Source organism: Arthrobacter sp. THG-b23 (genome assembly GCF_059091265.1).
On the sequence record NZ_JBNHGM010000001.1, the window covers coordinates 167,701 to 180,188 of the forward strand.

The following is a 12,488-nucleotide window of genomic DNA, read 5'->3' on the forward strand; positions in this document are numbered from 1 at the left end:
TCCCGGAACCGGTTTGTACCGGAGGAAAGTTGTGAACCCGGCCCTAAAGCGGGAAGTATGGTCCCATGGGGTCATTGCAGCGCTCGGCGCTCATCGTAGGGGCCGGAATCGGCGGGCTCGCCACTGCGCGGGCCTTGCAACGAACCGGCTGGAAAGTCCATGTGGTCGAACGCGCCGGGACGCTGCAGCAGCTGGGCACCGGGTTGACGATCTGGGCCAACGGGACGCGCGCCCTGCAGCGCCTCGGCGTATTGGACCCGTTTGAAGAGGCCTCCCTCCCCGTCGGCGGCAGCTCGCACGACCAGTTCGGCAACGTGCTGTCCACGTTCAGCAGCGAAGACCTCCGGCAGCGCTACGGCCACCCGCTGCGTTCCATCCACCGCTCCGACCTCACCACGCTGCTGAACGACTCGCTCTACGTCAACACGGTGCACCTCGGGCTGCAGGCGGTGAAGTTCCGGCGCGACCCGCACGGCGGGACGGTCACGCTGAACAACGGCGGCTCCCTTCACGCCGACCTGGTGATCGGCGCCGACGGCTTGCGCTCGCTGGTCCGCCACGACCTGGTCGGCGACGGCGCCCCGCGCGCCTCCGGCATCACCGCCATGCGCGCGGTCTGCCCGATCGGCGACCTCGATCCCGACTGGCTGCCGTGGGGCGAGTCCTGGGGCAACGGGGAAGTCTTCGGCATGGTCCCGCTGCCCGGTGGCCTCATCTACTGGTACGCCACCATGCCCAATGACGCGCTGGCGCAGGACGAGGAAGTCCTCTGGCGCACCCTGGCCCTGCAGCGCTTCGAGGGCTGGCACCCGGCCGTCCGGGCGGTCATCGGCGCCACGAAGAGCCAGGACATCATGGCGCACGAGCTGTTCGACCGGAAACCAGCCGCCGTCTGGTCCGGCAGCCACGCCACCCTGGTGGGCGACGCCGCGCACCCCATGTTGCCGTTCCTCGGCCAAGGTGCGGGCCAGGCCCTCGAGGACGCCGTCGCACTGTCCGACGCGCTGGCCGCCGACTGGGACATCACCACGGCCCTGCGCAACTACGAACGGGCCCGGGCCCCGCATACCGCCAAGGTCGTCGAGCGCTCGCGCAAGATGGCAGGCATGGCACGGCAGCGGAAGCCATGGAAGCAGAAGCTCCAGCGGACGTTGATGAGCAAGGCGCCGCAGGCCCTGGTCTTCAAGCAGTTGGACGACGTCGTCGGCCGCGTCAACACGTGACCCGGGGCGCCGCAGCGCCCCACCATTGACTCTGCCCGCGCCACGTACTGGAATGGAAGATAACTCCGTCAGCAGGGGTGCCGATGTTCCTCGCAGAGTTCGCGCAGCTGGCCGTGGCCACGGTCCTGCTTGCCGCCGTGGTTTTCCTGACCTCCTACGCGGTTGAACGCGGCCTGCGCCGCCGTCCCGACCCGGACACGGCCTTCTGGTACTGCTTCTCCGGGCTGTGCTGCGCCCTGGCCGTAGTGCTTGCCGCCGCGGTCGCATTCCCGGCCGCCGTGCCTTTCTGGCTGCTGCTCGCCGCCGGCTGCGCCGCGCCCGCCGTGTGGCGGATCAGCCGTTCTGCCGCGGCCGCCATCCGCTACCAGGACACGCGGGACTGGCATGGCGCCGCGGCGCAACACGACGCCGTCCGGGCCCGCTGGCTGGCCTACGAACTGGATCCGGCGCTGGCCATCGACTACCCGGACATGTCGGACGTCTCGCGCCCGGAAACCGCCGCCATGCTGCGTGCCCTGAAACATGCGGACGCGCTGCGTTCCCTTGGTCCCGCTCTCGACGGCGGTGCCGGCGCCTATCCTGCCGCGGTCGCCGAGGCCGAGGTGCGGCTGGTGGAAGCCCTACGTGCCTCTGGCCACAGAGGGTAGCCGGAAAGCCCGTTCACCACGGTCGCCCGCACCGGCAGGCGTAGTGCCATCTTTGGGTATGATCTCGCGCATGGCTTTTCGCGCGGGTCGGCAGGTTAACCAATGAGGCGCCCCCACCACCGCGCCGGTTCGCGCGGATGGACCGGCGTGCGGCGGGGAAATCCGCCCAAACAACCGGTGGTGCCGGTAGCGCTGCGGACCAGGCCCTTCAAATGGGCATTCCTTGCCAGCCTCGGTGTGGGGGCCGGCGCCGCCGTGCTGAGCGCCATCATGTCCTTGGCGTCCGTGTTGGTGTACATAGGGCTGGCATTTTTCATTGCGCTGGCCTTCGAGCCCGTTATCCGCTGGGCCACATCGAAAGGTTCTCCCCGGTGGGCTGCTGTCCTCGGCATCATGACACTCAGCATCGCCACCGTGATTGCGCTGTTCCTCATCATCGTCCCGGCGCTGTCCAGTCAGATCCTTTTGCTCATCAACTCAGCCCCGTCGATCGTCGACGGCTTCCTTGCCCAGCCGTGGGTTCAGGACGGCGTTGACTGGGTCGGGTCGAGCGTCGATGTGGAAGGCCTACTGGACCAAGCTGTCACATTCATTTCCGATCCAGGCAACCTGTCTGCGCTCGGCAGCGGCCTGCTGTCCATTGGATCCACTGTTGTGAACGGCGTGACGGCGATGATCGTGGTCACCATTCTCAGTCTGTACTTCACATCCACCCTCCCGGCGACCTTACGCAAGGCATACCAGGCTGTTCCTCGGTCCAGAAGGAAGCGGACCGCCGAGCTCGCGGATGAAATCTTTCTGACGGTGGGGCGCTACGTCGCAGGCCAACTGGTATTGGCCCTGGTCAATGGGCTGTTCGTGTTCACCGTCCTTAACCTCATTGGCGTGTCATTCCCGCTGTTCCTGGCCCTGTTGGCCTTCGTGGGTGCTTTGATTCCGGTGGTCGGCACCATAGCGGCCTATGCCATCATCACGCTCTTTACGCTGATGGTGTCACCTGCCACGGCTCTCGGCGTTGGGCTCGTCCTGCTGGTCTATGCACAGATCGAGGCTTATGTTTTCACCCCTCGCGTGATGGCCCGTGCTGTTGCGGTCCCCGGCGCCTTGGTGATTATCGCCGCGATCGCGGGCGCCACGCTCGGCGGAATCCTCGGCGCTCTCGTCGCTGTCCCGGTCGCCACCGCCGCGGTGCTGATCTACGAACGGGTCCTCGTTCCCCATCAGCAACAAGCGTAGGTGGTTCAACTGCCGGTCAGGCGAACGTCCGGCCCGTGAGCCGTTCGTAGGCCTCGACGTAGCGGGCCCGCGTCTTCTGCACGATCTCCTCCGGCAGGGCCGGCGGCGGGGTGTCCGAATTCTTGTCCCAGCCGGAGGCCGGCGAAGTCAGCCAGTCGCGCACGAACTGCTTGTCGAACGACGGCTGCGCCTGGCCCGGCTCATAGGTTTCCGCGTCCCAGAACCGCGACGAGTCAGGGGTCAGCACCTCGTCGCCCAAGGTGATCTCCCCCGTCGTCGGGTCGATGCCAAACTCAACCTTGGTGTCCGCGAGGATGATTCCCCGCTCCCGTGCGATCTCTTCGGCGCGCGTGTAGATCTGCAGGGTCTTCTCGCGCAGCCGGGCGGCGGTCTCAGCGCCGACGGTCTGGACCACGGCGTCGTAGGTGATGTTCTCGTCGTGCTCGCCCACTTCGGCCTTGGCCGAGGGTGTGAAGATGGCGGGCTCCAGCCGGGAGCCGTCCACCAGGCCGGCGGGCAGGGGCAACCCGCACACGGTCCGGGATTGGCGGTACTCGGCCAGTCCCGACCCGGTGAGGTAGCCGCGGGCGATGCATTCCACCGGGTACATGTCCAGTTTCTTGCAGACCATCGCCCGGCCGGCCACGGCGTCGGGCACCTCGGTGGACACCACGTGGTGCGCCACCGGGTTGTCCCCCTGGGCGAGCTGTTCGAACCACCACAGGCTCAGCTGGGTGAGGATCCGGCCCTTGTCCGGGATCTCGCTGGACAGCACGTGGTCGTAGGCGCTGATCCGATCGCTCGCCACCACCAGCACGGTATCGTTGCGCCGGTCCAACAGGCCCTCGGCGGCAATGTCGTCGCTGGCCGTCTCCACCTGCTGCGGGGCGGCCAGGACGTACAGGTCGCGGACCTTGCCGGAGTAGACGTGCTTCCAGCCGGGCAGTTCGAGTACTTCGGGGGCAAATGCCATGGTTGACGGTCCTCAGTCTCTCTGTGCGCCGGCCCGGGAGTTCGTGCCGGACGCGGGCACCTTGATCTTGCCCTCGGCGGCCAACAGGGCAATGTCGTTGCGGTACTGCGACCCCTCCAGGCTGATGGCTTCGATGCCTTCGTAGGCGCGTTCGCGGGCTTCCACCAGGTCTTCACCCAGCGCGACGACGGCGAGTACCCGTCCGCCTGCGCTGACCACCTTGCGGTTCTCGTCCAGGGCGGTCCCGGCGTGGATCACGTGCACGTCGGTCAAGGCGTTGGCTTTCTTCAGGCCGCGGATCCGATCCCCGGTGCGCGGAGTCCCCGGGTAATTCTCCGAGGCCAACACCACCGTTACGGCAGACCGCTTGGACCAGACCAACTGTTCGGCGTCGTCCAGTTCCCCCTTGGCGGCGGCCAGCAGCAGCCCGCCCAGCGGAGTGCGCAGCCGGGCCAGAACCGCCTGGGTTTCCGGGTCCCCGAAGCGGGCGTTGAATTCGATCACCCGCACGCCGCGGCTGGTGACGGCCAGCCCGCAGAACAGCACGCCCACGAACGGGGTGCCGCGGTGGGCCATCTCGCGGATGGTTGGCAGCGCCACGCGGTCCATGACCTCGTCGACGAAGCCGGGCGGCAGCCAGGTCAGCGGGGTGTAGGCGCCCATGCCGCCGGTGTTCGGGCCCTCGTCGCCGTCGAAGATCCGCTTGAAATCCTGCGCCGGCACCAGCGGAATGGCGCGTTCGCCGTCAGAAATCACAAACAGGGAGACTTCCGGGCCGTCGAGGAATTCCTCGATGACCACGGAACCGCCGGCGTCGAAGCATGCCTGGGCGTGCGCCAGGGCGGCATCGCGGTCTTCGGTCACCACCACGCCCTTGCCGGCCGCCAGCCCGTCGTCCTTGACCACATAGGGGGCCCCGAACGAATCCAGGGCTTCGGCCGCTTCCTCGGCGTTGGTGGCCACATGCGCCATGGCGGTGGGCACGTTCGCGGCGGCCATGACCTGCTTGGCGAAGGCCTTGGAGCCTTCGAGCCTGGCCGCTTCCTTGCTGGGGCCGAACACCGGGATCCCGGCCGCGCGCAGCGGGTCGGCCACGCCGGCGGCCAGCGGGGCCTCCGGGCCCACCACCACCAGGTCGGACTCCAACCGCCGGGCAAGCTCGGTCACCGCCGCCGGGTCGTTAGCGTCCACCTGGTGTGTGGGCACGATCTGCGCGATGCCGGCGTTGCCTGGGGCGGCATGCACCTCGGTGACAAAGGGATCGGCCAGCAGGGAACGGATTATTGCGTGCTCGCGGCCGCCGGGGCCGATCACAAGTACCTTCACAAGGAACTAGCCTACTGGGCGCGGGGCGGAGCCTCGAAGTTGTTGCACCGGCCCCTAAACTAAGTCCATGCCCGAGACATTCAAAGCCGCGGACGCCGTGGAACTGGCCGTCGTTGAACGCAACGGTTTCATCGAGTCCCGCCATCTGGGCTCCGCGGTGGTCATGGCCGCGGACGGCACCGTGGTGACCGAACTCGGCGACATCGCCGCACCGATCTTCCCGCGCTCAACCCTTAAGCCCTTCCAGGCCCTGGCCGCCATGCAGTCCGGCGTCCCGCTGCGCGGTGACCAGGTGGCCCTGGCCTGCGCCAGCCACGTGGGGTCGCTCGAGCACATGGACGTGGTGGAGGGCATGCTCAAGGCCGCCGGCCTGACCGAGGCCGATCTTCGCTGCCCGCCGGCGTGGCCTCAGGACGAGCAGGCGCGCGGCTGGTTGGTCCGCACCGAACGCGGCCAGCAGCGGCTGTCCTTTAACTGCTCCGGCAAGCACGCCGCCTTCCTCTGGGCCTGCGTGGAGAACGGCTGGAACACCCACACCTACCTGGAACCGAATCATCCCCTCCAGCGCCGCGTGATGGAAGTGATCGAGGAATACGCCGAGGAAAAGATCGAGCACATCGCCGTCGACGGCTGCGGCGCCCCGGCACCCGCGCTGTCGTTGACCGGCCTGGCCCGGGCCGTCGGGAAGCTGGCGAAGGCGCCGGCGGACAAGAACGCCGATGCCCGCGCCGCCACCATCGCCACCGCCATGCTGGACTACCCGTGGGCGGTGCACGGCTGGGGCCAGGAAAACACCGTGGTGATGGATCAGCTGGAGATCGTTGCCAAGTCCGGCGCCGAGGGCGTGATCGTGATGGGCACACCCCACGGCGTCTCGGTGGCGGTGAAGATCCTGGACGGCAGCGGCCGTGCCGCGTCGCTGATCGCGCTGACCCTGCTGGCCGCCTGCGGCGCCGTCGACGTGGAGAAGGTCGGCCCGGTGCTGGAGGACGTGGTCAAGCCGGTGCTGGGCGGCGGCCAGCCCGTCGGCCGGTTGCGGCTGGCACCGCCCATGGTCGCGCTGCTGGACTGAGCGGCGGAAGGACCTTTCGATGGGAGTACGACGCCGGATCCCGGCTCAGGAGGGCAACGCCGCCGTGGGTGCGTGGCGGGGCGGGGCCACGGACCGGAAGACCACTGCCACGGCGGTGCGGTACGCCTTGGAGGAACTGGCCGAGCGTGCCCCCGGCAACAGCGTGGAGGTGCGGGTGCCGCCGTTCGGCGTCGCCCAGTGCATAGAGGGCCCCCGGCACACCCGGGGCACACCGCCTAATGTGGTGGAAACCGACCCCGCCACCTGGCTGGCCCTCGTGACGGGCGCCCTCGGGTGGGACGCCGCCGTCGCCGAGGGCAAGGTGGCGGCCTCCGGGCTGCGGGCCGAACTGGCGGACAGGCTGCCGCTCTTCGCCCGGTAGGCTGGGACGTATGACCTCTGAGCAAGAACCGGCTCGCGACCGCAGACCCATCGAGCCGGACCGCCGCGACGTCACCGTTCGCCGGGCACCGAAGTTTGCGCCCTTCATCTTTGTCTGGGCCGTGCTGGGCGTCGTCCTGGCCGGCGTGTCCGCTTACACCGGGCCGGAGAACGAGGAGTTCACCCGCGGCACCGTTTTCGCCTTCCTGGCCGTGTTGTTCGCCTTGGGCGGCATCCTGGTGGGATCGCTGCTGTTCCTGCTGATCGACCGGGCCAGCGTCAAGCGCGCGAAGCACGTGACGGCGGTTGCCGAACCGGGGCAGGAAGATTCGGCGGACTCCGCAGTGGAGGGCCCCGCTGGCCCCGCTGACCTTCCGGAAACGCCGGGTGACCGGGCCGGAAGCACCGCCGTCACCCGCGAACGGGACGGCGAAACCGACGGCGACACCGAGGGCGAACGCAAGGCGTAACACGCCGGCGGGCACCCGTAATGCCCGTCACCTCGGTGATGCCGCGCGCCGGGCGCATGAGAGAATAAGCGGGTGGCACGCGGTGACGGAAAACTTTCCCATGAACTTCTCCCCGGCGAAAAGGGACCCCAGGACGCCTGTGGCGTTTTCGGCGTCTGGGCACCCGGAGAAGAAGTTGCAAAACTGACCTACTACGGCCTGTACGCCCTGCAGCACCGCGGACAGGAGTCCGCCGGTATTGCCACCAGCGACGGCAAACGCATCAATGTCTACAAGGACATGGGCCTGGTGTCCCAGGTCTTCGACGAAACCACGCTGAACACGCTGAGCGGGCACATCGCGGTCGGCCATTGCCGCTACTCCACCACCGGCGGCTCCACCTGGGCGAACGCACAGCCGACGCTGGGCGCCACCGCCACCGGCACCGTGGCGCTGGCCCACAACGGCAACCTGACCAACTCCGCGGAACTGTACGAGAAGGTGCTGGAGAAGTTCGGCAAGCCCGACCGCGGCGAACTGGCCCAGGGCAACACCACGGACACCGCGCTGGTCACCGCGCTCATGGCCGGCGAGGAGGGCCAGACCCTCGAGGAGCGTTCCCTGGAGCTGCTGCCCAAGCTGCGCGGCGCTTTCTGCTTCACCTTCATGGACGAAGGCACGCTGTACGCCGCCCGCGACCCGGCCGGGGTCCGCCCGCTGGTGCTGGGCCGGCTGGAGCGCGGCTGGGTGGTCGCTTCCGAGACGGCCGCGCTGGACATCGTGGGCGCATCGTTCGTCCGCGAAGTCGAACCCGGCGAATTCATCGCCATCGACGAGAACGGCCTGCGCTCCCAGCGCTTCGCCGAGAAAAAGCCTGCCGGTTGCGTCTTCGAATACGTCTACCTGGCCCGCCCGGACACCTCCATCAACGGCCGCAGCATCCACGCGGCCCGCGTGGAAATGGGCCGGAAGCTCGCCAAGGAGCATCCGGCCGAGGCCGACCTGGTGATTCCGACGCCGGAATCCGGAACACCGGCCGCCATCGGCTACGCCGAAGCGTCGGGCATCCCCTACGGCCAGGGGCTGGTCAAGAACGCCTACGTGGGCCGGACCTTCATCCAGCCCAGCCAGACCATTCGCAAGCTCGGCATCCGGTTGAAGCTGAACCCGCTGCGGTCCGTGGTGCAGGGCAAGCGGCTGGTGGTGATCGACGATTCGATCGTCCGCGGCAACACCCAGCGGGCCCTGGTCCGGATGCTGCGGGAAGCCGGTGCCGCCGAGGTGCATGTGCGCATCTCTTCCCCGCCCATCAAGTGGCCGTGCTTTTACGGCATCGACTTCGCCAGCCGGGCCGAGCTGATCGCCAACGGCATCGGGGTCGAAGATGTCAGGGCGTCGCTCGGCGCGGACAGCCTGGGGTACATCTCCGAAGAGGGCATGATCGAGGCGACGGAACAGCCCCGCGAGCGGCTGTGCACCGCGTGCTTCACGGGCGAGTACCCGATCGAGCTGCCGTCCGCGGACCGCCTGGGCAAGAACCTGCTGGAACGCAGCGCCGCAGACCAGGAACACGGCTCGTGCGACCCCGGGCCGGATTCAGAACTGGAGAAGCTCCTGACCGCCGACGACAAGAAAGAGCGAGTATGACCTCCCCCGAACAGGGCCAGATCACCTACGCCAGCGCCGGCGTCGACGTAGAGGCCGGCGACAAGGCCGTCGAGCTGATGAAGGGGGCCATCAAGGCCACTCACAACGCCAACGTCATCGGCGGGGTCGGCGGTTTCGCCGGCCTGTACGACGTTTCAGCTCTGCTGAAGTACCGCAAGCCCCTGCTGGCCACCTCCACCGACGGCGTGGGCACCAAGGTGGCCATCGCCCAGGCCATGGACATCCACGACACCATCGGTTTCGACCTGGTCGGCATGGTGGTGGACGACATCGTGGTGGTCGGGGCAGAGCCGCTGTTCATGACCGACTACATCGCCTGCGGCAAGGTGGTCCCGGAGCGGATCGCAGACATCGTGCGCGGCATCGCCGCCGCCTGCGAGGTGGCCGGAACCGCCCTGGTGGGCGGGGAGACCGCCGAGCACCCCGGCCTGCTGGGCGAACACGAATATGACGTTGCCGGCGCCGCCACCGGCCTGGTCGAAGCCGACGACCTGCTGGGCCCGGAGCGGGTCAAGGACGGGGACGTCGTCATCGGCATGGCCTCCTCGGGCATCCATTCCAACGGGTATTCCCTGGTCCGCCGCGTGATCAACCATGCAGGCTGGGCGCTGGACCGGCAGGTCAGCGAGTTCGGCCGGACCCTGGGCGAGGAACTCCTGGAGCCCACCCGCGTCTATGCGGCGGACTGCCTGGATCTGGCCCGCTACGAGGCTGCCGGCGTCCACGGCTTCAGCCACGTCACCGGCGGCGGCCTGGCCGCGAATCTCGCGCGCGTGCTGCCTCAGGGACTCATGGCCACAGTGGACCGTTCCACCTGGGAGCTGCCGGCCATCTTTAAGCTCATCGGCGAGCTGGGCAACGTCCCGCAGTCCGACCTGGAACGGACGCTGAACCTCGGCGTCGGCATGGTTGCCATTGTGGACGGCGCCAGTGCCGATGCCGCCGTGCAGCGCCTGAATGAGCGCGGCGTGCCCGCGTGGGTGATGGGACAGGTGGGTCCCGCCGACCCGTCCCTGGGCGGCATCGACTATGTCCAGGGCGCCAAGGGCGTCGACGGCGGTGCCGTCCACTTGGTGAACTCCTACGCCTAGGCCCGCCCGGACACCGGACCGCCCCTGCACCGCGAACGCGACGGTGCAGGGGCGGTTTTGTTTCCCGCATACCCACCAGCCGGTCCCGGTGGCACACTGGGCGGATGGGTGCGTATGTGGTGGTGGCGTTCGCCAGGCCGGTGAGCGCCGGCTACCTGTTCCCGCGCAGCCAGTGGCCCCTGCACATCACGTTGGCCCGCTTCGATACCCGGGAGCCGGCAGACGCCGTCGGCGGGCGCGTTGGCCCGGCGCTCTCCGGCTTCCTGGGCTTTGACGTGCGCATCGGTGCCGACGCGTTCTTCGGGCGGGGCGGATCCGTGCCCGTCTCACTGGTACAGCCGGAACCACAGCTGCAGTTGCTGCACGACAGCCTGCTCGACGCGCTGGGCGATGAGGTCCACCTGCTGAGTCCGCACCACCTGCGGGAGAACTTCCGCCCGCACGTCAGCCATCAGGCGGAAGGCCGCCTCCACGCCGGCGACACAGTCCACGTGGGCCAGGCGGCCCTGGTGGATATGCGGCCCGACGGGGACCCGAGGCATCGCCGGGTGATCGACGTGTGGTCCCTGACGGACAAACCGGAGCCGCAGCAGTCCGGCGCGTAAGCCAGGCACCGAAAGGCACTTCCGCGCAAGCCGTTGCCCCCGCTGCGTGGCCCATAAGGGTGCAGCAGAGTGAGGCTGGTGCGTGAGGATCCCGTCCGGGAGGATACGACCGAAGCCGGCTAACCTACGTTGCGGCTGCCGTGATCTTCGTCGTCGTCGTACTGATCTGCGTACTTGTCCTCGTAGTCCGAGTAGTCCGGCTCATATGGCTCCTCGGAAAACGTGTCGGAGTTATGGCGTTTCGCAGCGCCGAGTTCGCGCTGGAGAGCAGTCAAGTCAGTGGCCGGGCTGAAATACTTCATGTCCCGGGCCTGCCTGGTTGCTTTTGCCTTCTGACGGCCGCGCCCCATGGCGTGACCCCCTTTGTACGTCGATCCGGAAGTGGTCGCACGACTAGCGCACGAGGCCCCGGAATAATTGATCAATTCTGTCGTACCTATAGGGTACATGGTTTTCCCGACCGCTCGTGGCAGGCTAACAAGGGCCGCGAGGCGGCCCTCTGGGTCCCCGAAACGGCAAAATCGTGCGGCGACGGGCGATTGTTGGCTAAAGTCATCGTGGACCGGTTCTCCCGTTCTCCCGGAAGACAACACGCACGGAAGGCAAGTTTCCCCATGAGCGAACAGGACAAGCGGCCTGACGACGACGGGAGGCCTCCGCTGGAGCGCCCCGAGAACCTCGAGGTACCCGATCCCAGCCTGCGCGTCAGCGCCGACGAGGTAGAGCTGGCCGAGCCAACACTGGGTCCGGCCCGCATCAGTGAGGATGCCGCGACCGAGGCCGACCTGGCCAAAGCCGCCGCCGAAGCGGAAGAGGTGGAGAAGGAAGCCGACGCCGCCGGCGAACTGGTGGGCGGTACCCGCGAGGACCGCGCCATCAAGGCCCGCGGCACCGCGCCTGCGGGAGCACCCGCGGGCGACCACGTCCCGGCGGACGGCGCAGCAGCCGGCGACCGAGACGCGGCGGGCGGCGCGCCGGCCGCCCCTGTCACCGGCCCGGCGGACACCTCGCAGCCTGACGCCTCCGCCAACCCTGCCCACGACGCGGCCGCACCGGACACCTTGGAGCCAGAGACGCCTCGGACCCCTGCCCCCGGCGCCGCCGTCGTAGCGGGGGCACCGGCGGCGCCGGCCGCAGCCGTCCCGCCCTCGTCCTGGGACTCCGCGCCGCCCGGCTCCGACGGCTCCGCGCCGGAGAAGAAGTGGTATTCCACCGCCGTCGGCGGCCTGCGCCGCAACGGCGCCCGTGACGGCGCCGGGGACGACGCCGGCGATCCCGCCGCGGGCCCGGCGCGGAAAATGGACTGGAAGCCGCTGGTCATCATCGGCGCGGTCGTCATTGTGGCCATCGTGATTATCGCCATGATCGTCTCCAGCCTGACCAGCGGCTCGCCTGCCGGCGGGGCGGCCAGTCCCGCGTCGTCGCAAACCGCCGCACAGACGCCCAACGGGGACGGCGTCGTCGCGGAGAACGTCTCGCCGTTTGATTTCCAGCAGGGCCAGTGCTTCACGGAATTCGAAGCCGTGATGCGTGAAGCGACGGTCGTCACCTGTGACACGCCGCATACCGCGCAGCTGGTCGGCACCTTCTCCTACGGGGACGACGAAGAGTTCCCGGGCGCCGACGAACTGAACATCAAGGCCCAGGAGGTCTGCACCGCCGTCGCCCTGAACGACTCCGCGGCGGACCAGCCGGATCTCAACGACTCCTACGGCATGCCTTCGAAGGAGACGTGGGCGCAGGGCGACCGCAGGATCGACTGCTTCAAGATCGCCGAAGAGGGCCAGGAGATCACCGGCTCGCTCGTCGACCAGTAA

Annotated in this window: 13 protein-coding genes; 10 read left to right on the forward strand and 3 right to left on the reverse strand. The window is 68.4% G+C overall.

All coding sequences use genetic code 11. The features are described 5' to 3' along the window. The first annotated feature begins 65 nt into the window (after positions 1-65). The 3 genes from AC5RVD_RS00810 to AC5RVD_RS00820 all read left to right on the forward strand — a co-directional run bounded on the left by AC5RVD_RS00810 (position 66) and on the right by AC5RVD_RS00820 (position 3,106). Positions 66-1,223 (forward strand): FAD-dependent monooxygenase, encoded by a 1,158-nt coding sequence (locus tag AC5RVD_RS00810; protein WP_494121097.1) that lies wholly within the window; start codon positions 66-68, stop codon positions 1,221-1,223. A gap of 83 nt (positions 1,224-1,306) precedes the next feature. Then, complete coding sequence (locus AC5RVD_RS00815) at positions 1,307-1,870, forward strand: hypothetical protein (RefSeq protein ID WP_494125646.1); 564 nt, start codon at positions 1,307-1,309, stop codon at positions 1,868-1,870. Positions 1,871-1,972: 102 nt separating this feature from the next. Further along, the gene (locus AC5RVD_RS00820; protein ID WP_494125647.1) at positions 1,973-3,106 is read left to right on the forward strand and encodes an AI-2E family transporter; all 1,134 of its coding nucleotides are present in this window, start codon (positions 1,973-1,975) and stop codon (positions 3,104-3,106) included. A 16-nt stretch (positions 3,107-3,122) separates the two neighbouring features. On the opposite strand, the gene AC5RVD_RS00825 is transcribed toward AC5RVD_RS00820, so the two are convergent. Together AC5RVD_RS00825 and purD are read right to left on the reverse strand one after the other, a co-directional pair. After that, on the reverse strand, positions 3,123-4,079 hold the full coding sequence (locus AC5RVD_RS00825) for a phosphoribosylaminoimidazolesuccinocarboxamide synthase (RefSeq protein WP_494125648.1): 957 nt from the start codon (positions 4,077-4,079) through the stop codon (positions 3,123-3,125). A gap of 12 nt (positions 4,080-4,091) precedes the next feature. Beyond that, positions 4,092-5,405: a phosphoribosylamine--glycine ligase gene (purD, locus tag AC5RVD_RS00830; RefSeq protein ID WP_494113682.1), complete on the reverse strand. Its 1,314-nt coding sequence runs from the start codon at positions 5,403-5,405 to the stop codon at positions 4,092-4,094. Positions 5,406-5,472: 67 nt separating this feature from the next. Here purD and AC5RVD_RS00835 point away from each other — a divergent pair, with 67 nt between their 5' ends. From AC5RVD_RS00835 to AC5RVD_RS00860, 6 genes are all read left to right on the forward strand, one after another. Next, a complete protein-coding gene (locus AC5RVD_RS00835; RefSeq protein WP_494113681.1) occupies positions 5,473-6,477 on the forward strand; it encodes an asparaginase in 1,005 nt (334 codons plus the stop codon). A 19-nt stretch (positions 6,478-6,496) separates the two neighbouring features. Then, on the forward strand, positions 6,497-6,859 hold the full coding sequence (locus AC5RVD_RS00840) for a sterol carrier family protein (RefSeq protein WP_494113680.1): 363 nt from the start codon (positions 6,497-6,499) through the stop codon (positions 6,857-6,859). Between the two features lie 10 nt (positions 6,860-6,869). Then, positions 6,870-7,328 (forward strand): hypothetical protein, encoded by a 459-nt coding sequence (locus AC5RVD_RS00845; protein WP_494113679.1) that lies wholly within the window; start codon positions 6,870-6,872, stop codon positions 7,326-7,328. 72 nt (positions 7,329-7,400) lie between these two features. Further along, positions 7,401-8,954, forward strand: coding sequence for an amidophosphoribosyltransferase (purF, locus tag AC5RVD_RS00850; RefSeq protein WP_494113678.1), 1,554 nt, complete (start codon positions 7,401-7,403; stop codon positions 8,952-8,954). Further along, positions 8,951-10,066: a phosphoribosylformylglycinamidine cyclo-ligase gene (gene purM, locus AC5RVD_RS00855; protein WP_494125649.1), complete on the forward strand. Its 1,116-nt coding sequence runs from the start codon at positions 8,951-8,953 to the stop codon at positions 10,064-10,066. Before purF ends, purM begins: the two co-directional genes overlap by 4 nt. Positions 10,067-10,170: 104 nt before the next feature. Further along, positions 10,171-10,671 (forward strand): 2'-5' RNA ligase family protein, encoded by a 501-nt coding sequence (locus tag AC5RVD_RS00860; RefSeq protein ID WP_494125650.1) that lies wholly within the window; start codon positions 10,171-10,173, stop codon positions 10,669-10,671. A gap of 119 nt (positions 10,672-10,790) precedes the next feature. Here AC5RVD_RS00860 and AC5RVD_RS00865 read toward each other — a convergent pair whose 3' ends face one another. After that, the gene (locus AC5RVD_RS00865) at positions 10,791-11,021 is read right to left on the reverse strand and encodes a DUF3073 domain-containing protein (RefSeq protein WP_493978099.1); all 231 of its coding nucleotides are present in this window, start codon (positions 11,019-11,021) and stop codon (positions 10,791-10,793) included. 264 nt (positions 11,022-11,285) lie between these two features. On the opposite strand from AC5RVD_RS00865, the gene AC5RVD_RS00870 reads away from it, so the two are divergent. Then, entirely contained in the window at positions 11,286-12,488 is a 1,203-nt protein-coding gene (locus AC5RVD_RS00870) for a septum formation family protein (RefSeq protein ID WP_494125651.1), read from the forward strand.

What these genes read in the sequence shown, in the direction of transcription:
- AC5RVD_RS00810 (WP_494121097.1), top strand. Translation starts at nt 66, where the DNA reads ATGGGGTCATTGCAGCGCTCGGCGCTCATCGTAGGGGCCGGAATCGGC.
- AC5RVD_RS00815 (WP_494125646.1), top strand. Translation starts at nt 1,307, where the DNA reads ATGTTCCTCGCAGAGTTCGCGCAGCTGGCCGTGGCCACGGTCCTGCTT.
- AC5RVD_RS00820 (WP_494125647.1), top strand. Translation starts at nt 1,973, where the DNA reads ATGAGGCGCCCCCACCACCGCGCCGGTTCGCGCGGATGGACCGGCGTG.
- AC5RVD_RS00825 (WP_494125648.1), bottom strand. Translation starts at nt 4,079, where the DNA reads ATGGCATTTGCCCCCGAAGTACTCGAACTGCCCGGCTGGAAGCACGTC.
- AC5RVD_RS00835 (WP_494113681.1), top strand. Translation starts at nt 5,473, where the DNA reads ATGCCCGAGACATTCAAAGCCGCGGACGCCGTGGAACTGGCCGTCGTT.
- AC5RVD_RS00840 (WP_494113680.1), top strand. Translation starts at nt 6,497, where the DNA reads ATGGGAGTACGACGCCGGATCCCGGCTCAGGAGGGCAACGCCGCCGTG.
- AC5RVD_RS00845 (WP_494113679.1), top strand. Translation starts at nt 6,870, where the DNA reads ATGACCTCTGAGCAAGAACCGGCTCGCGACCGCAGACCCATCGAGCCG.
- purM (WP_494125649.1), top strand. Translation starts at nt 8,951, where the DNA reads ATGACCTCCCCCGAACAGGGCCAGATCACCTACGCCAGCGCCGGCGTC.
- AC5RVD_RS00860 (WP_494125650.1), top strand. Translation starts at nt 10,171, where the DNA reads ATGGGTGCGTATGTGGTGGTGGCGTTCGCCAGGCCGGTGAGCGCCGGC.
- AC5RVD_RS00865 (WP_493978099.1), bottom strand. Translation starts at nt 11,021, where the DNA reads ATGGGGCGCGGCCGTCAGAAGGCAAAAGCAACCAGGCAGGCCCGGGAC.
- AC5RVD_RS00870 (WP_494125651.1), top strand. Translation starts at nt 11,286, where the DNA reads ATGAGCGAACAGGACAAGCGGCCTGACGACGACGGGAGGCCTCCGCTG.